The 17,433-nt window shown below is 75.4% G+C and carries 12 protein-coding genes; 6 read left to right on the forward strand and 6 right to left on the reverse strand.

What is annotated here, in order from left to right; translation table 11 throughout:
• Positions 1–18: 18 nt before the first annotated feature.
• Together EV386_RS11875 and EV386_RS11880 are read right to left on the reverse strand one after the other, a co-directional pair.
• Entirely contained in the window at positions 19–1,476 is a 1,458-nt protein-coding gene (locus tag EV386_RS11875; RefSeq protein ID WP_130415239.1) for an NCS2 family permease, read from the reverse strand.
• Between the two features lie 107 nt (positions 1,477–1,583).
• The gene (locus tag EV386_RS11880) at positions 1,584–3,080 is read right to left on the reverse strand and encodes a sugar transferase (protein ID WP_130415241.1); all 1,497 of its coding nucleotides are present in this window, start codon (positions 3,078–3,080) and stop codon (positions 1,584–1,586) included.
• A 215-nt stretch (positions 3,081–3,295) separates the two neighbouring features.
• Between EV386_RS11880 and EV386_RS11885 the strand changes: the two genes are divergently transcribed.
• Entirely contained in the window at positions 3,296–3,532 is a 237-nt protein-coding gene (locus tag EV386_RS11885) for a DUF2530 domain-containing protein (RefSeq protein WP_130415243.1), read from the forward strand.
• A 29-nt stretch (positions 3,533–3,561) separates the two neighbouring features.
• Here the strand turns inward: EV386_RS11885 and EV386_RS11890 are convergent, their stop codons facing one another.
• From EV386_RS11890 to EV386_RS11900, 3 genes are read right to left on the reverse strand one after another with little or no spacing between them, the layout of a single operon-like run.
• Entirely contained in the window at positions 3,562–6,705 is a 3,144-nt protein-coding gene (locus tag EV386_RS11890) for a sacsin N-terminal ATP-binding-like domain-containing protein (RefSeq protein ID WP_130415245.1), read from the reverse strand.
• Positions 6,702–7,550: a DUF3027 domain-containing protein gene (locus tag EV386_RS11895; protein ID WP_130415247.1), complete on the reverse strand. Its 849-nt coding sequence runs from the start codon at positions 7,548–7,550 to the stop codon at positions 6,702–6,704. Before EV386_RS11895 ends, EV386_RS11890 begins: the two co-directional genes overlap by 4 nt.
• Before the next feature lie 14 nt (positions 7,551–7,564).
• Complete coding sequence (locus EV386_RS11900; RefSeq protein ID WP_130416908.1) at positions 7,565–7,948, reverse strand: cold-shock protein; 384 nt, start codon at positions 7,946–7,948, stop codon at positions 7,565–7,567.
• A 172-nt stretch (positions 7,949–8,120) separates the two neighbouring features.
• Here EV386_RS11900 and EV386_RS11905 point away from each other — a divergent pair, with 172 nt between their 5' ends.
• The 4 genes from EV386_RS11905 (at position 8,121) to EV386_RS11920 (ending at position 15,724) form a co-directional block, all read left to right on the forward strand.
• Positions 8,121–10,733, forward strand: a complete 2,613-nt coding sequence (locus EV386_RS11905) for a helicase-associated domain-containing protein (protein ID WP_130415249.1) — start codon at positions 8,121–8,123, stop codon at positions 10,731–10,733.
• 76 nt (positions 10,734–10,809) lie between these two features.
• A complete protein-coding gene (locus tag EV386_RS11910) occupies positions 10,810–12,486 on the forward strand; it encodes a DNA repair helicase XPB (RefSeq protein WP_130415251.1) in 1,677 nt (558 codons plus the stop codon).
• Between the two features lie 285 nt (positions 12,487–12,771).
• Positions 12,772–14,856: a TPM domain-containing protein gene (locus EV386_RS11915; RefSeq protein ID WP_130415253.1), complete on the forward strand. Its 2,085-nt coding sequence runs from the start codon at positions 12,772–12,774 to the stop codon at positions 14,854–14,856.
• A 97-nt stretch (positions 14,857–14,953) separates the two neighbouring features.
• A complete protein-coding gene (locus tag EV386_RS11920) occupies positions 14,954–15,724 on the forward strand; it encodes a PspA/IM30 family protein (protein ID WP_130415255.1) in 771 nt (256 codons plus the stop codon).
• A gap of 136 nt (positions 15,725–15,860) precedes the next feature.
• Here the strand turns inward: EV386_RS11920 and EV386_RS11925 are convergent, their stop codons facing one another.
• Positions 15,861–16,634 carry a type 1 glutamine amidotransferase gene (locus EV386_RS11925; protein WP_130415257.1) on the reverse strand — a complete coding sequence of 258 codons (774 nt, stop codon included), beginning with the start codon at positions 16,632–16,634 and terminating at the stop codon, positions 15,861–15,863.
• A 98-nt stretch (positions 16,635–16,732) separates the two neighbouring features.
• Here EV386_RS11925 and EV386_RS11930 point away from each other — a divergent pair, with 98 nt between their 5' ends.
• Entirely contained in the window at positions 16,733–17,353 is a 621-nt protein-coding gene (locus EV386_RS11930; RefSeq protein WP_278025439.1) for an NYN domain-containing protein, read from the forward strand.
• The last annotated feature ends 80 nt before the right edge of the window (positions 17,354–17,433 follow it).

Genomic DNA, 17,433 nt, shown 5'->3' on the forward strand with positions numbered 1-17,433 from the left:
TGTGGGTGGCGGGGTCGGTCAGAACCCGACCCAGTCGCGCAGCGGACCCTGCAGGAAGTACAGGACGAACAGCACGGCCGCGCCGTACAGGAACGGGTGCACCGCCTTGCCCTTGCCCACCACGAGCTTGATGACCACGTACGAGATGATGCCCGCGCCGATGCCCGCGGTGATCGAGTAGGTGAACGGCATGAGCACGATCGTCAGGAACGCGGGCAGCGCGACCTCGTGGTTCTTCCAGTCGATGCCGGTGACCTGCGTGAGCATGAGGAAGCCGACGACGACGAGGGCCGGGGTCGCGGCCTCGTAGGGCACCATCTCGACCACGGGCGCCGCGAACATCGCGAGCAGGAACGCCAGGCCCGTGACCACCGACGCCAGGCCCGTGCGGGCGCCGTCGCCGACGCCCGCGGCCGACTCGATGTACGAGGTGTTCGAGGACACCGAGCCCACACCACCCGCGGCGGCGGCGACCGAGTCCACGATGAGGATCTGGCGCGTCTTGGGCGGGTTGCCCTCGGCGTCGAGCAGACCGGCCTCGCCGCCGACGGCCACCATGGTGCCCATCGTGTCGAAGAAGTCGGCCAGCATGAGCGTGAAGACCAGCAGGATCACCGCGACGACGCCGATGTTGCGGAACGAGCCAAGCAGCGAGAAGTTGCCGAGGATGCCGAAGCTGGGCAGGCCCCAGCCGTCGGCCAACTGCGGGATGTTGAGCTTCCAGCCGCCCGGGTTGTCGGCCGACTGCCCGCCGAGCGAGCCGATGGCCTCCACGACGACCGCGAGCACGGTGCCCGCGACGATGGCGATGAGGATCGCGCCGCGCACCTTGCGGATCATGAGGATGATCGCCAGGAACAGGCCGATGACGAACACAAAGATCGGCCACGAGCTCAGTGAGCCGCCGATGCCCAGTTCGACGGGCGTGGCGAGCGAGGCGGGGATGCGCACGAAGCCCGCGTCCACGAACCCGATGAACGCGATGAACAGGCCGATGCCGACCGAGATCGCGACCTTGATCTCGTGCGGCACAGCCTTGAAGACCGCCTCACGGAACCCGGTGAGCACCAGGATCAGGATGATGAGGCCTTCGAGCACGATGATGCCCATGGCGTCGGCCCAGGTCATGCCCGGGATGGTGGCGATCGAGTAGGCGACGACGGCGTTGAGGCCGAGGCCGGCGGCGAGCGCGAGCGGGAAGTTCGCGAACACGCCCATGAGGATGGTCATGACGCCCGCGACCAACGCCGTGACGGCGGCGATCTGGGCGGTGTCGCCTCCGGCGAGCAGCTCACCCGTGCCGTCCGGGACGTTGCCCAGGATGATCGGGTTGAGCACGATGATGTACGCCATCGCGAAGAAGGTGACGAGGCCGCCGCGGATCTCGGTCCCGATGGTCGAGCCGCGTTCGGTGATCTTGAAGAAGCGATCGATCGCGCCCAGCCCGTTGGCCGGCGCGGTGGTCGTGTTGGCCATGCGCACATGGTGCCAGTCGCGTGAAGGAGCCGTGAAACCGATGTCGGCGTGGCGCGCACAGCCGCCTGCGCGCCCCGCCAGCCCCAGCCCGGCCCAGCCCGCCGCGCTCAGTAGGCGCCGGCGCCGCCGAACACGGCCTTGGCCGTGCGCGCGAGGATCATCAGGTCGCCGAACGGCGTCCAGTTCTCGGCGTAGTACACGTCGAGCCGCACGCACTCCTCCCACGGCAGGTCGGAGCGTCCGCCCACCTGCCACAGGCCCGTCAGGCCCGGCTTGACCAGCAGCCGACGGCGCATGCGCGCCTCGTACTTACTGACCTCCGACGGCAGCGGCGGGCGCGGGCCCACCAGGCTCATATTGCCCGACAGCACGTTGAACAACTGCGGCAGCTCATCGATCGAATAGCGGCGCAGCACCCGGCCGACCGGCGTCACGCGCGGGTCGTCGCGGCGCTTGAACAGCACGCCGGCGCCGTCGTCGCCGTCGGCCGCGACCTGGGCGACCATGCGCTCGGCGCCCACGACCATGGTGCGGAACTTGAGCATGCGGAACGTGCGCCCGCCGCGCCCCACCCGATCCTGCCGGAAGAACACCGGACCCTTGCTGGTCGCCTTGACGGCCACCGCCGTCACCACCAGGACCGGCAGCACCAGCACCGTCAGCATGGCCGCGCCCGCCCAGTCCATGACCGCCTTGAGCAGGAACTTCGGCCCGGCGAACCGCGGGGCGTCCACATGCAGCAGGCTCACCCCCGCCGCGGGTGTGACCGTGATGCGCGGCCCGGCGACGTCGGCCAACTCGGCCGTGAGCATGAGGTCCACGCCCACCGGCTCCAGCTCCCAGCCCAGGCGGCGCACGACGTCGGCCGTGACCGCGTCCGAGCCGCTGACGGCGACGCAGTCGGCGCCGACCTGCGCCGCGATGGCGCCGGCCGTCTTGAGGTCGCCCAGCACGGGCACGCCGTCGATCTCCTCGCCCGCGCGCACCGTGCCGGACGGGACGCACACGCCCACGACGCGGTAGCCCGAACTGGGCCGGCCGTTCATCTCGCGGATCAGGCGCTCGGCCTGGTCCCGCAGGCCGATGGCCAGCACCGCCGTCGTCATGTGCCGCTCGGTGCGGTGGCGGTGCAGCCAGCCCCGCCACGCGTACCGCGTCGCGAGCAGACCGACCAGCCCGACCGGCAGCGCGACCACCAGGTAGGTGCGGGCGCCCTCCATCTTGATCAGGAACGCCACGACGGCGACGAGGCTGAACAGCTTCCAGGACGCGTCGAACACGCGGTGGAACTCCAACGGCCCCGAGCCGAAGGTGCGCGGGTCGTACGTCCTGTCGGCGGCCAGCGCCACGTACCACAGCAGGCCGAGCACGGCGGCTGTCGCGACGCGCGTGGCCGGACCTGCGGAGACGTGCGCCTCGCCCGCGTGAACCCACGCGGCGAGCGCGACCGAGGCGACGATGACGAGCACGTCGGTCATCGCGAGGCGGCGGCGGTAGGCCCGGTACCACGGGCTCAGCCCGAAGGCGGCCCGGGTCATCTGCAGGCCGCGGGCGCGCAATGCCGCACGTGGGCTTGCGAGGTGGCTCTGAGTGACGGTGCTCACGCGATCCCCTTGCGTGGAGGCTGGTGTTCCCGACTCTAGGGCTGCTCCCACACGTCCCGGCAGGCGCATCGGGGCCTTTCACCCTGGCCCCCAGCGCAGTTCACCCGCGTCATCCGGCGGCGGCGATCGCGGTGTGCCGGGTCCGAGCGCGACGCGTCACAGGTCGCGGGGAGCGAGCCCGGCGGCGGCGCGATCCCGCGCCCTAGACTGGCGGCGTGCCCTCGCTCGTGCGCATCCTCACCCACCCCGAGTCGCGTCGTCCGGGGCCGCCGCCGCTGAACGTCGACCTGCGCAAGGTCGTGCTCGCGGGCCTCGCGGCGTGGGCGCTCGCCCTCATCGTCGCGGTGATCCTCGTCGTGGCCGACGTCCAGGAGTGGCCGGCGATCGCGGTGTGCGTCAGCGGCCTCGCCCTCGGTGGCCTGGGCCTCCTGTGGGCCCGCAAGCAGCGCTGACCCCGACCGCAGGCTCAATCACCGCGGGCTCAACCGCCCCAGGCGAGCGACGTCCACACCGCCTGCGCATCCTCCGGCTGCGCCAGCGCTCGCGCCAGGGCCGCCGCCAGGTGCGGGGCGCCGAGCAAGTCCGCGAGCGCCCCGGCCAGCGCGTCCTCGCTCGTGGCGTGCGCGACGCCGTCGTGCGCCCAGTACGCGACCGGCACGCCCGCGACCGTGAGGCGGTCGTGGCGGCGCCACGACGCGGGCAGGCGCGGGTCGAGCGCCGCGACGCGCGCGTCGATCGGCTGCGGCTCACCACCGCCGTCGTGCCCGAAGTCCTGCCCGGCGTCGCCGGGCGCGGTGTCCGGCGCCCGATCCTGGGCCACCGGGAGGTCGAGCAGGTCCGCGAGCGCGTCGACGGCGCCGGGCGGCGCCGGGAGCACCGGCCCGAGCTGGGCCCAACGCGAGGCGGGGGCGACGACGACGTCGTCCGCGTCGGCCACCACGATGGCCCCGCCGCGGAGGGCAGGCAACCGGTCGGGCAGCGAGGCCAGTGCGCTCGCGCGGGCCTCGGGGGCGAGGTCGGCGGCGATCGCCGCGAGCCCACGCCACACGGCGAACGCGTCGGCCAAGGGCAGCGAGGCGCCCACGGGTGGGAGCGCGTCGAGCACGGTCGGCCAGTCGTCGGGGCCGACGTCACCGAGCGAGCCGACACCGCCGAGCGCGCGCAGCGCCTCGTCGTCGAGCCCGCGCGCCGCGGCGGGGACCGGGGGCAGGAGCGGGACGTCGTCGTGCAGTGCGAACGGCGCGCCCAGGCGCCGCCGCAGCCACCACGCGGTGTACGACGGCGCGGGTCCCGCGCCGCGCCGGGCGCCGGCGCCGGGGCGTGGGGCCGCGAGCAGCGTGCGGCGCAGGTCCGGGTCGGAGGCGATGCGGGCGAGCGCGTCGGGCCAGGATCCTTCCGCGACGGCGTCGAGGTCGGCGACGGCGTCGAGCTCGTCGAACAGGACGTCGGGGCCCCAGTGGTCGGCGAGCGCGCCGAGGTAGTCGGACCAGCCCGCGAGCCATCCCGCGGGGTCGTCCTCGTTGGCCGGGTCGGGCTCGTCGTCGGGGCCTGGCGTGACGACGTCGCGCACGGTGTACAGGTCGAGCCCGTCATGGGTGCCCGCGGCCCGCAGCGCGGCGGCGCCGAAGGCCGCGACCTCGCGCGGGTCGACGACGTCGAGGGCGTCGAGGTGGGTGGCGGCCCACGATCCCGGCAGCGCGGTCTCGCGCAGGGCTGCGAGCCCGCCGGCGACCACCCGCACGGGCATCTCGCCCACCCAGAACGGCGCGCCGCCTGAGCCTGAGCCTGCGCCAGAGCCCGCGCCCGCGCCCGCGCCCGCGAGCCAGAGGACCGCGTCGACGACGTCGGGCGCGCCGTCGGCGTCGAGCCCGCTGCCCCGCCCCGCGCGCTCGAAGGACACCGGGCCGGGCTCGCCGCCAGCGTCGAGCGCCTCCTGGGCCGCGGCGAGCGCCGTCGAGCGCACGGCCGGGTCCGCGAGCACCGCGCGCGGGTCGAACGGCGCCGCGCCGACACGCTCAAGCACGGGGTGCGTGGCCTCGGGGTGCACGACTCGCACGCCCAACGCCTCGGCCGCGCGCAACGCCGACGCCGCGGCGTCGGTCCCCTGCGGGTGCGGCCGCGCCGCGGCGGACGATCCAGTCGGCTCCGACGCGGTCGCCGGCATCACCAGCCCGCGCGCGCCGTGCGCCACGCGCCCATCCGCGAGCGGCACCGCGGCGCCCGCAAGCGCCTCACGGACCGCGGGGTCCGCCGCATGCGGCGCGAGCGCCGCGTAGACCGCCCGCCACTGCGCCGGCGCCATCCCACTCGGCAGGTCCTCAAGCAGGTCGGCCACCGGCGCCACCCGCGCGCCCAGGCGCCGGGCCGTGGTGTGCAGGGGCGTCGCGAGCGGAACCGCGCCGAGCACCGCGGCGACGTCGGCGTCCTGGCCGAGCGGCCCGACGAGCAGCACCGCGTCGCGTGGCGCGATCAGCGCGCCGTCGCCTGCGGGCAGCAGCGGCGTCGTGCGCAGCGCGTCGATGGCCGCCTCGCGGATCGCCGCGTCGACCTCGCCCGCCGGCAGGTCGCCCGGGACCAGGGCGAGCGCCTGCGCGCCGTGCTCGGCGGCGACGTCGGCGAGCAGCGCCGCGTACGCGCGCCCCGCCGCGGCCGCGAGGCGCTCGGTCGCGCGGCCGGGCAGCACGCGGCGGCGGCCCGGGTCGACCGGGAAGGTCGCCACCAGCAGGGCCGGGAACGTCAGCGGCACGTCGGTCGGGGTGGGCGCGTACAGCACCCCGCGCCGCGAGGGCGCCGCGTCACCCGTCGACCCGAGCGCGCCGCCGCTCGACGCGGACCGCGGCAGCGCCCAGACCAGCGACCACGCGGTGCGGCGCTGCTCGGTGGGCAGGTCCGCGACGTCGTCGGCCGCGAGCTCGCCGTCGGCGTGGCGCGTGAGCCACCGGGACCCGACGTCGTCGAGCATGCGGCGACCCTCGCCGTCGACCTCGATCACCACCTGGGCGAGCGCGGGCAGCGCGAGCAGCAGCGCGTCGTCGACGGCGTCGAGTTGGGCGCGCACGGCCTCGACGGCCTCGCGGTCGCGCAGCGTGAGCTCGACGACGGCGCCGTCGCCCGGCGCGGGCTCGGCCGCGAAGGGCAGGCGCAGCACCGCGAGATGGCCGGGCGGCGTGTCGATCCCGGCCTCGCTGACCTGGGCGCGCGTCGCCGCGGCGGAGAACCGCACACCGCCCGTCGCCGAGCGGATCGTCACGTCGTCGCTCACGGCGCGCACCGCGGCGAACCCGACGCCGAATCGGCCGACCTGGCCGGCGCCCTTCGACGACGCGCGCAACGAGGCGAGCGAGGCGACGGCGTCGGCGTCGAGCGGGGCGCCGGTGTTGGCGGCGCGCAGCACCGGCGCGTCGCCGGACTCGTCAAGCCTCAGCGTGAGGCGGCCGGGCACACCCGCGCGGGCCGCGGCGTCGGCAGCGTTCTGGGCGAGCTCGACGACGACGCGGTCGCGGTAGTAGCCGCGGGCGTGGTCCTCTTCGAGGTTGGCGTCCTCGCGCAGACGGGTGGGTGAGGCGCGCCACGCGTCCAGGACGGCGCGGCGCAGCGCCTGCGTGCCGAACGGGTCGGCGGTCACTCCGCCTCGGGGGCCACTTCGGGGTCGGCGGGCGCGTCGCCCTGGCCCGGGGAGGCCTTCGCCTCGGCGGGCGGCGTGACGAGCTCCAGGGTCATCTCGTCGATCAGGGGGTCGGCGGCCGGCCAGTCGGACGGGCCTGACTCCACGTCGGTCTCGGAGTGGGCGCCGCAGCCGTGGTCGAGCGAGACGACCTTGCCGTCGTCGGGCGACCACGGGTTGGCGCACACCGCGAACAGCTGCCCCAGCGGACCGGCGATCGGCACGAGGTAGCCGCACGACACGCACTCGGCGGCCGACGCCACCGCGCCCGCCGACGTCGGACCCTGCGAGCCGCGGTACCAGCGTTGCGCGGCGTCCTCGCGGCCCCGCGGCGACAGCACGCGCGCCCGGGCCAGCGCCAACTCCTCGATCGCCACCTCGTCGGCCTCGGGGTCGCCCGTGGGCTGATACCCGGGCTCGAGCCGCGGGTCGTCGGCCTGGAACGGCATCACGTCGCCCGGGCCGATGTCGCCGGGGCGCAGCCGCTCCGACCACGGCAGCCAGGCCGGGGAGAGCAGCGCGCCATCGCCGGGCAGCAGCTCGACCTCGCACACCGTCGCGCTGCGCCCGCGCGGCACGCGCGCCAGCGTCACGACCCACGCCCAGCCCTGGTAGCCGCGCATCGCCGCGGCGAAACGGTGCGAGACCAACCGTTCGGCGTCGATCACCACGCCGAGGTGCTCACCCACGTCCGACGGAGACTCCGCGACCTGCTGCGCGGCCGCGCGCGCGAGATCGACGGCGCCCGACAGCACCGCCTCCTTGGCGGCACGACGGGGACGGGCCGGGGCCTCGGCAGCACTCACAGACGTATTGTCCCTCAGGCCTCGAAGTCGTCGGCCACGGCGCGCAGCAGCTTCGCCACGCGCTCCCCGGCGTTGCCGTCGGGATAGCGGCCGTGCTTGAGCGCGTCGCCCACCCGGTCGAGCACCTTGATCAGGTCCTCGACGATGGTCGCCATCTCGGTGGGCGCCTTGCGCTTGGCCTTGGCGACCGACGGCGCGGCGTCGAGCACCTTGACCGCGAGCGCCGACGGGCCACGGCGGCCGTCGGCCACCCCGTAGTCGACGCGCGTGCCTGGCTTGGGGTTGCTGGCCTCCGCGGGCAGGACCGAGGCGTGCAGGAAGACCTCGCTGCCGTCGTCGCCGGCGATGAAGCCGAACCCGCGCGTCTCGTCAAACCACTTGACCTTGCCGGTGGGCACCGTGACCTCGTTCTCGTCGCTGTCTCTCACCACCGCACGCGGGCGTGCGGGGCCGCGACCCGTGCGGGCCGGAGTCCCAGGCTACCGGCCGCCGCCCACCCAGGGACACCGAAGCGACCGCGGCGGGTCCTGGCGCGCCACGGCACGTCCGCACACGCGTAGCATCGTGAGGATGGCCTCATTCTCCGACGCCGTGCGCGACCTGTCCGACGACGCGCTCGTTGGTCTGCTGCGCGCGCGTCCCGACCTGGCCTCCCCCTCCCCCTCGACGCTGCGCTCGCTCGCCGCGCGCGCCTCGTCGCGCACCTCGCTCGAGCGCGCGCTCGCGCAGGCCGACACCCCGACCATCCAGGCGCTGGAGGCCGTGCTCGCGCTTGAGGACGTGCTGCCCGCGGTGCGCGCCGACGACGTCGCCGCGGCCGTCGGCGCACGGGAGCCCGACGACGTCGCCGCCGTCGCGCGGCTGCTGGACGCGGCCGGCGCGCAGGCGCTGGTGTGGCTCGCCGCACCCGCCGACGCGGCGCCCGACTGCCCCGAGACGCCCGCCCCGGCGCTGCGCGCCGCGCCGGGGCTGAGCGAGCTGCTCGGCCCGTACCCCGCGGGGCTCGGCCCGGTGCGTGAGCACGCCGAGCACGCCGAGCACCCCGCGCCCGAGCGCCCCGAGCGCCTGCGCCCTGAGAGCCAGCGACCGGAACCGTCGGCCAGCGGCGCCACGCCCCACGCCGTCTCCGCAGCGCTCGACGTCGTCACGGCCCCCGCCCGCGCGGTGCTCGACGCGCTCGCCTGGGGACCCCCGATCGGCACGCTCCCGCCCACCGGCACACCCGCGCGGGCGGGCGTCGACGAACTGCTGCGCGCCGGGCTGCTCACCGCGGGCGAGGGCGAGACGGTGGTGCTGCCGCGCGACGTCGGCCTCGCACTGCGCGGCGGGCGCACCCACGCCGACCCGCGCCTGGCCCCTCCCACGCCCGAGGGCCGCCGCCCCGTCACCGCCCAGACCGCCGACGCCGAGGCCGCGAGCGCCGCGCTCGACGCCGTCCGCCTCGTCGACACGCTGCTGACCTCCTGGCAGGAGACCCCGCCGCCGGTCCTGCGCTCGGGCGGCCTGGGCGTGCGCGACCTGCGCCGCGCCGCCCAGACGCTCGGCGTCGCGGAGGCGACCGCCGCATCCGTCGTCGAGCTGGCCGCCGCGGCGGGCCTGGTGGACACCGACGGCGGCGGCATCTCGCCCCCCGCGCGGCGGTCCGGCACGTGGGGCGCCTCGTCCGGCGTCGACGCCCCGCCGTCGTACGTGCCCACCACGCGCGCCGACGAGTGGGACGAGGCCGAGGCGGCCGAGCGCTGGGCCATGCTCGCCGTCGCATGGGCCGGCAGCCGCCGGATGCCCTGGCTCGCGGGCACCCGCGACGAGCGCGGGGCCACGCGCGCCCCGCTCAGCACAGACCTGAGCCGCGCCTGGGTGCGGCGCCTGCGCCTGCAGACCCTCGCGGCGCTCGCCCACCTGGAGGGCGTGTCCGCCACCCCCGACGACGTCGCCGTGGACCTCGCCTGGCGCTCCCCGCGCGCCGTGCCGCCGCGCGAGGCCGTCGACGGACTGCTGCGCGAGGCCGCCCTGCTCGGAGTGACCGGCGCGGGCGCGCTCGCCGCGACGGGCCGGGCGGTCCTCGCGCTGCTCGACGGCGGCGAGTCGGGTGACGCGGGCGAGGCCGTCGACGGGCAGGAGGCGGAGGCGGCGCTCGCGGGCACGCTGCGCGCCATGCTGCCCCCGGCCGTCGAGGAGGTGCTGCTGCAGGGCGACCTCACGGGGATCGTGCCCGGGCGCCCCTCGCGCGAGCTGGCCGAGCTGCTCGACCGCGCGGCCGACGTCGAGTCACGCGGGGCGGCCACGACCGTCCGGTTCACGCCCACCTCGGTCACGCGCGCACTCGACGCGGGCCTGACGGGCGAGGAGCTGCTGGCCGAGCTCGCACGCCGCTCCCCCGTGCCCGTGCCGCAGCCGCTCGACTATCTGGTGCGCGACACCGCGCGGCGGCACGCGTCGCTGCGCGTCGGGGCGGCGTCGTCGTACGTGCGCTCCGCCGACCCGGCCGCGCTGGCCGGGCTGGTCGAGGACCTGCGGCTGGCCGACCTGGGCCTGGTCCGGCTCGCGCCCACCGTCGTGGCCGCCGCTGTGCCCGCCGCCCGGCTCCAGGCGGCGCTGCGCGAGCGCGGCCTGCTCGCCGCGTTGGAGGGGCCCGACGGGCGCCCGCTCGGCCGGCTGGACCGCCCCGAGCGGATCGAGCGCGGCGGGGCCCGCGCCGTCCGCTCCCCGTACGCGACCGCGGGCGCCCCGACGTCGGACGGCCAACGACGCGCGCTGGTCGAGCGGCTTCGGCTGGCCGACGGCGCGGGGCGGCGCTCGCCTTTCGCCTCGACCGCGGCGGGCGTGGGCGGCGTCGCCATCTCGGCGCTGGGCCGCACGCCGCCGGCCGCCTCAGGCGGGCCGGGCGCGTCGCGCCAACCGAGCGGCCACGGCGCGGCGGCCACGCAGGACGCACCGCACGCGCCAGATGACGGCGCCGCGGGAACAGCCACGCCGGGCGACGCGTTGGCCCTGCTGCGCGACGCGGTCCGCGACGGCGACCACGTGTGGCTTGAGCTCGTCGACGGCCACGGCCGTCCGCTGCGTCGGCGGGTCCGCCCGCTGCGTGTGGAGGCCGGACGCCTGCGCGCGCTCGACACCGCCCGTGACGCCGAGCTCACCGTGGCGGTCCACCGCATCTCGCACGTCGAGCCGGACTCGTGACCGACGAGCGTCCCGCAATGTCGGCTTCCCGGGCCGCAACACCGACAATCCGGGACGCTCGCGAAAGGAAGTGCCGATGGCCAACGGGCCACTGATCGTCCAGTCGGACAAGTCGCTGCTGCTGGAGGTCGAGCATCCGCTCGCCGACGAGTGCCGCAGGGCCATCGCGCCGTTCGCGGAGTTGGAGCGCGCTCCCGAGCACGTGCACACCTACCGGCTGACCAACCTGGGGCTGTGGAACGCGCGCGCCGCGGGGCACGACGCCGAGCAGGTCGTCGACACCCTCATGACGTACTCGCGCTACCCGGTGCCGCACGCGCTGCTGGTCGACGTCGCCGAGACCATGTCGCGCTACGGGCGCCTGACCCTGCACGCCCACCCCACGCACGGGCTGGTGCTGCAGGCCTCCGACCGCGCGGTGCTCGCCGAGGTGCTCAAGTCCAAGCGCACCGCAGGCCTGCTGGGCGAGCGCGTCGACGACGAGACGGTCGTCGTCCACCCCTCCGAGCGCGGCCACCTCAAGCAGGTGCTGGTCAAGCTCGGCTGGCCGGCCGAGGACCTCGCCGGGTACGTCGACGGCGAGAAGCACCCCATCGACCTGTCGACGCAGGCCACCCCGATCGGAGAGGCCGGGGCGGCGAAGCACTGGGAGATGCGGCCCTACCAGGCGCACGCGGTCGACGCGTTCTGGTTCGGCGGCTCAGGCGTCGTCGTGCTGCCGTGCGGGGCGGGCAAGACCATCGTGGGCGCCGGCGCCATGGCCAAGTCGGGCACGACGACGCTCATCCTCGTGACCAACACCGTCAGCGCGCGGCAGTGGAAGGACGAGCTCATCCGCCGCACCACGCTGACCGAGGAGGAGATCGGCGAGTACTCGGGCACGCGCAAGGAGATCAAGCCGGTCACCATCGCGACCTACCAGGTGCTGACCACCAAGCGCAAAGGGGTCTACGCGCACCTGGAGCTGCTCGACGCGCGCGACTGGGGCCTGATCGTCTACGACGAGGTACACCTGCTGCCCGCCCCGATCTTCCGCATGACGGCGGACCTGCAGGCCCGGAGGCGCCTGGGCCTGACCGCGACCCTGGTGCGCGAGGACGGGCGCGAGGACGAGGTGTTCTCGCTCATCGGCCCCAAGCGCTACGACGCGCCGTGGAAGGACATCGAGGCGCAGGGCTACATCGCCCCGGCCGACTGCGTCGAGGTGCGCCTGACCCTGCCCGAGTCCGACCGCATGACCTACGCCGTGGCCGAGCCCGAGGACAAGTACCGGCTCGCGGCGACGGCGTCGGGCAAGAACCTGGTCGTCGAGCGCATCGTCGAGCGGCACCCCGACGACCAGGTGCTTGTCATCGGGCAGTACCTGGACCAGTTGGAGGAGCTCTCGCAGCACCTGAACGCGCCGCTCATCACGGGCGCCACGACGGTGCGCGAGCGGCAGCGGCTGTTCGACGCGTTCCGCTCGGGTGAGGTGTCACGGCTCGTGGTCAGCAAGGTCGCCAACTTCTCGATCGACCTGCCCGAGGCGTCGGTGGCGATCCAGGTCTCGGGGTCGTTCGGCTCGCGGCAGGAGGAGGCCCAGCGCCTGGGCCGCGTCATGCGCCCCAAGCACGACGGGCGCACCGCCCACTTCTACGCCGTCGTCGCGCGCGACACCGTCGACCAGGACTTCGCCGCCCACCGCCAGCGCTTCCTGGCCGAACAGGGCTACGCCTACCGCATTGTGGACGCGGAGGACTTGGAGGCCGTGTAGCGCAGGGTGGAGACCGAGGTCCGAGGCCTGGCCCAAAGCGCAGCGGACGGTGGGGGCCGAGGAACGAGGCACCCGCCGGAAGCGGAGCGTAGGGCCAGGCCGACCGACAACACGAGGTATCCGCCCGGAGCGGAACGGACTCCAAGTCCGACCCAAAGAACACGAGGACTTGGAGGCCGCGCAGAGGCCGCGCAGCGTCCCCGGTCCGTCATCGCGCGCCTGGTCAGTGGGCGAATACCGTTCACCCCGATTGCGCCCGGTTGACGCGGACGGCACGATCGAGGCGTGAGCCCTGCCGTCACGAGCACGCCGCGCCGCGCGCCCGCACCCCTCGCCGCCCTCGCCGTCGTCCTGCTGGGGGGCGCGCTCGCGCTCGCCCCGGCGCTCGCGCCCGACGCCGTCGCCCCCGCCGTGCTGAGCGCCGCGCACGCCGACCAGCCGCTGTCGACGCTCGACGGTGAGATCACCGACCGGGTGGACGCGCTCGGCGAGCGCACGTCCGACGTGCAGGCGGCGCTCGACCGCGTCGCGGACGCCACGACGTACCGCCTGTTCGTGGTCTACGTCGACTCCTTCGACGGGCAGGACGGGCGCGGCTGGGCGAACCAGACGGCGAACGCGGCGCACCTGGGCCTCAACGACGTGCTGCTCGCGGTCGCGACCGAGGAGCGGTCGTTCGGCCTGTCGGTCGACAACAACACCTCGCTGACCACGCAGGACCAGGAGGCCATCGAGAACGCCGCCGTCGACAAGCTGCGGGCCGCCGCGAACGCCCCGGACGGCGAGGGCGACTGGGCCGCGGCGGCGATCGCGGCCGCGGACGCTCTGGTCGACGTCGCGGGCGGTGGCTCGGGCGGCGGTTCGGGCGCGGCGGCGCTCGCGGTGGGCGGCGTCGCCGTCGTCGGCGGTGTGGGCGGTTGGCTGTGGTGGCGCCGCCGGCGCAAGGCCGCGGGCCAGCAGGCGGCCACGAGCCAGGACGAGCTCGCGCGGCTGAGCACCGAGGAGCTCGACAAGCGCGCGGCGAGCGCGCTGGTCGAGATCGACGACGCGCTCAAGACGTCCGAGCAGGAGCTCGGGTTCGCCCAGGCCGAGTTCGGTGTCGAGGCGACACGCGAGTTCGAGGGCGTGCTCGCTCAGGCCAAGTCGGATGTGTCCGAGGCGTTCGTGCTGCGCCAGCACCTCGACGACGAGACTCCCGACCCCGAGGCGCAGCGCCGCGAGTGGCTCGCGCAGATCATCCGGTTGGTCGACGGGGCGGGCGACGCGCTCGACGCGCAGACGTCGTCGTTCGACGACCTGCGCAAGCTCGCCGAGCGCGCGCCGCAGGTGCTCGACGAGACCGCCCAGCGCGCCGACGAGATCACCGCGCGCATCGCGGTGTCGCACCAGGCCCTCGCCACCCTCGCGGCCACCTACCCGGCGTCCGCGCTCGTGTCGGTCATGTCCAACCCCGAGCAGGCCTCGGCGCTCGTCGAGGGCGCGCGCGCCGCCGTCGGGCAGGGGCGCGAGGCGCTGGAGCGCAAGGACCGCAACACCGCCGTCGCGCAGGCGCGCGGCGCGCAGAACGCGCTGGGGCAGGCGGTGCGCCTGCTCGACGCCGTCGACAACGCGGGCCAGGACCTCGCCGAGGCGGGGCCCAAGCTCGACAAGGGCATCTTGTCGATCACGCAGGACATCGCCGACGCCGCACGCCTGGCGCCGATCATCGCCGCGGCGGGTGACGCGACGGTCGACCCGGCGACGGCGGAGGCGCGCGCCGCGGTCACCCAGGCGCAGACGGCCCGGCACGGCGGCGACCCGCTCGCCGCGCTCGCGCGCCTGACCGCGGCCGAGGCGGCGCTCGACAAGGCCCTGGAGCCGGCGCGCGCCAAGGCCGAGGCCGACGCCCGCGCGGCCGCCCTGCTGCGCGACACGCTCGGTCGCGTCGAGTCGCAGGTGCGCGCGACCGACGACTTCATCTCGACGCGCCGCCAGGCGGTGGGGCCCGACGCGCGCACGCGGCTGGCCGAGGCGATCCGGCTCATCGGCGAGGCGCACGCACTGCAGCAGTCCGACCCCTCCCGCGCGCTGGCCCGCGCGCAGGAGGCCGAGGCGCACGCGCGCGCGGCCGCCCAGCTCGCGCAGAACGACGTCTCGGGCTGGGGGCAGCAGCAGGGCGGTGGGCCGAATATCGGCGGCATGGTGCTCGGCGGCATCCTGATCGACTCGATCCTGCGCGGGTCGGGCGGCGGCATCGCCGGTGGGCGCCCACGCTCCGGCGGGGGCTTCGGCGGCGGGTTCGGCGGCGGCGGATTCGGCGGCGGGCGCTCGGGAGGCGGCGGCGGGAGCTTCGGCGGCGGACGCTCCGGGGGGCGCGGCGGCCGATTCTGACCAGGACCGGCGTCAGCGGACCACGAACCGGCCGGCGCCCGAGCACCACGGCATCACCTGAGCACGGCCTCATCACTGACGAGAAAGGCACCATCCCATGACCGCGAAGCAGAGCATCCTGGGGCGCATCGCCCAGCTCACCAAGGCCAACGTCAACGCGCTGCTGGACCGCGCCGAGGACCCGCAGAAGATGCTGGACCAGCTCGTGCGCGACTACACCAACAACATCGCCGAGGCCGAGCAGGCGATCGCGCAGACCATCGGCAACCTGCGCCTGGCCGAGCAGGACTTCAACGAGGACGTCGCGGCCGCGCGCGAGTGGGGCGGCAAGGCCCTGGCCGCCTCGCGCCGCGCCGACGAGTACCGCGCCGCGGGAGACACCGCCAACGCCGACAAGTTCGACCAGCTCGCCAAGGTGGCGCTGCGCAAGCAGCTCGACGCCGAGTCCGAGGTCAAGCAGGCGCAGCCGATGATCGAGAGCCAGCGCCAGACGGCCGAGAAGCTCAAGACGGGCCTGGCCGCGATGAAGGACAAGCTGGGCGAGCTCAAGTCGCGGCGCGACTCGCTGGTCGCCCGCCAGAAGTCGGCCCAGGCGCAGCAGACCGTGCAGACCGCGATCAGCTCGATCAACGTGCTCGACCCGACGAGCGAGCTCGGCCGGTTCGAGGAGACGGTGCGCCGCGAGGAGGCCAAGGCGATCGGCCAGGCCGAGATCGCGGCGTCGTCGCTCGACGCGCAGTTCGAGGAGCTGACGAAGGCCGACGACGAGATCGAGCTGGAGGCCCGCCTGGCCGCGCTCAAGTCCGGCAGCACCCCGCCGGCGCAGATCTCGCCGACGTCGGTGACGCCGGACGCCGGGGCCTTCTGACCGACGCGACCTGCCGGCCCCGCCTGCGACCTGAGCGCCCGCTCGCCCCGTGGCGAGCGGGCGTTCTGCTGTCCGGGCAGCGGGCGGATCAGCGGCTGGGCGGATCAGCGGCTGGGCGGATCAGCGGCTGGGCGGATCAGCGGCTGGCGTGCGCGTCCACCTGCGCGGCGAACGCCCGCCCCAAGGTGATGACGAGCCCCGCCAGCTCGGCCGCGCTCGCGTTGAGCTGCGCGTCGACCTGCGCCGCGTCGACGTCGTCGTGCGCGCGCGCCCAGCCGAGCGCGATCGACTTGCCCGCCTCGGGGTGGAACTGGACGCCCAGCGCCGACCCGACGCGGAACGCCTGGTACGGGTACTGATGCGACCAGCCCAGCCAGGTCGCCCCCGCCGGCAGGTCGCTGACCGCGTCGGCGTGCATGCTCACGGCGCGGGTGACGCCGTCGGCGGCGGTCGCGACGACGGCGCCGAGCACCGGGTCGGTGGCCGCGGCGTCGCGCCAGCGCACCTCGATGACGCCGGCCTCGCGCCCCGGAGGCGCGCCGACGACGACGGCGCCGCCGCAGGCCACCGCGAGCAGTTGCGCGCCCAGGCAGATCCCGAGGATCGGGACGTCCGCGCGCACGGCGTCGGCGATCAGGGCGCGGGTGGCGGGCAGCCACGGGGCCGCGGCGTCGTCGTAGGCCGACATCTGCCCGCCGAGCACCACCAGGCCCGAGCCGACGGCGTCGGGCGCCGGCACGGGCTCGCCCCGGTCCAGGCGCACCACGCGCACGCCGTCGCCCAGCACCGAGCCCAGGAGCCCGAGGGGGACGTCGGCCGAGTGCTGCAGGACGGTCAGGCGCGGCGGACGGGCGCGCTCGCCCTCCTGGGGCGAGGCGTCGCGGGTCAGCTCGGCGGATTCGACGGTCATGGCGCGACACCGTACTCGCGCGACGCCGCCCTGGACAGTCTGGGCCCGTCCCGCGCCCGGCGCCGCCATGTGGTCGCTCGCCCCTCTAGGCTGGCCACATGTCCCAGCCGCACGTCGCCGCACCCGCACCCACCCCTGCCCCGGCGCCGGGCGCCGGGGAGCCCGGCCGCAAGACGTACCTGCTCGTCGACGGTGAGAACATCGACGCGACGCTCGGCATGAACGTGCTGGGCCGGCGCCCCAACCCCGACGAGCGCCCGCGCTGGGACCGCATCACCGCGTTCGCGCACAAGGTGTGGGGGCAGGACGTCGTCCCGCTGTTCTTCCTCAACGCGACCAGCGGGCAGATGCCCATGCCGTTCGTGCAGGCGCTGCTGGCGATGGGCTACCGGCCCATCCCCCTGGCCGGCACCGGCTCGGAGAAGGTCGTCGACGTCGGTATCCAGCGCACGCTCGACGCGCTCGCCGACCGTGAGGGCGACGTGCTGCTGGCGAGCCACGACGGCGACTTCCTGCCCCAGATGGAGGCGCTGCTGGGAGCCGGGCGCCGCGTGGGCCTGCTGGCGTTCCGCGAGTTCGTCAACGCGCGGTTCGCGGACCTCGGGGCGCGCGGCCTGGAGACGTTCGACCTGGAGGGCGACGCCGATGCCTTCACCACGCTGCTGCCGCGCGTGCGGATCATCCCGCTCGCCGAGTTCGACCCGTTGCGCTACCTCTGAGAACTCGTTTTCGAGAATCACCCGGAAGACGATTTCGCAGGCGCTCACCTCGCGTTTGGCGTCTTTCCGGGGCTGGCCAG

The sequence above is a fragment of the Xylanimonas ulmi genome (genome assembly GCF_004216535.1).
GTDB classification, from domain to species: domain Bacteria; phylum Actinomycetota; class Actinomycetes; order Actinomycetales; family Cellulomonadaceae; genus Xylanimonas; species Xylanimonas ulmi.

Excerpts from the sequence above, each read along its gene's own strand:
- EV386_RS11905 (WP_130415249.1), top strand. The coding sequence starts at position 8,121 with ATGGCCTCATTCTCCGACGCCGTGCGCGACCTGTCCGACGACGCGCTC.
- EV386_RS11925 (WP_130415257.1), bottom strand. The coding sequence starts at position 16,634 with ATGACCGTCGAATCCGCCGAGCTGACCCGCGACGCCTCGCCCCAGGAG.
- EV386_RS11930 (WP_278025439.1), top strand. The coding sequence starts at position 16,733 with ATGTCCCAGCCGCACGTCGCCGCACCCGCACCCACCCCTGCCCCGGCG.
- EV386_RS11875 (WP_130415239.1), bottom strand. The coding sequence starts at position 1,476 with ATGGCCAACACGACCACCGCGCCGGCCAACGGGCTGGGCGCGATCGAT.
- EV386_RS11920 (WP_130415255.1), top strand. The coding sequence starts at position 14,954 with ATGACCGCGAAGCAGAGCATCCTGGGGCGCATCGCCCAGCTCACCAAG.
- EV386_RS11910 (WP_130415251.1), top strand. The coding sequence starts at position 10,810 with ATGGCCAACGGGCCACTGATCGTCCAGTCGGACAAGTCGCTGCTGCTG.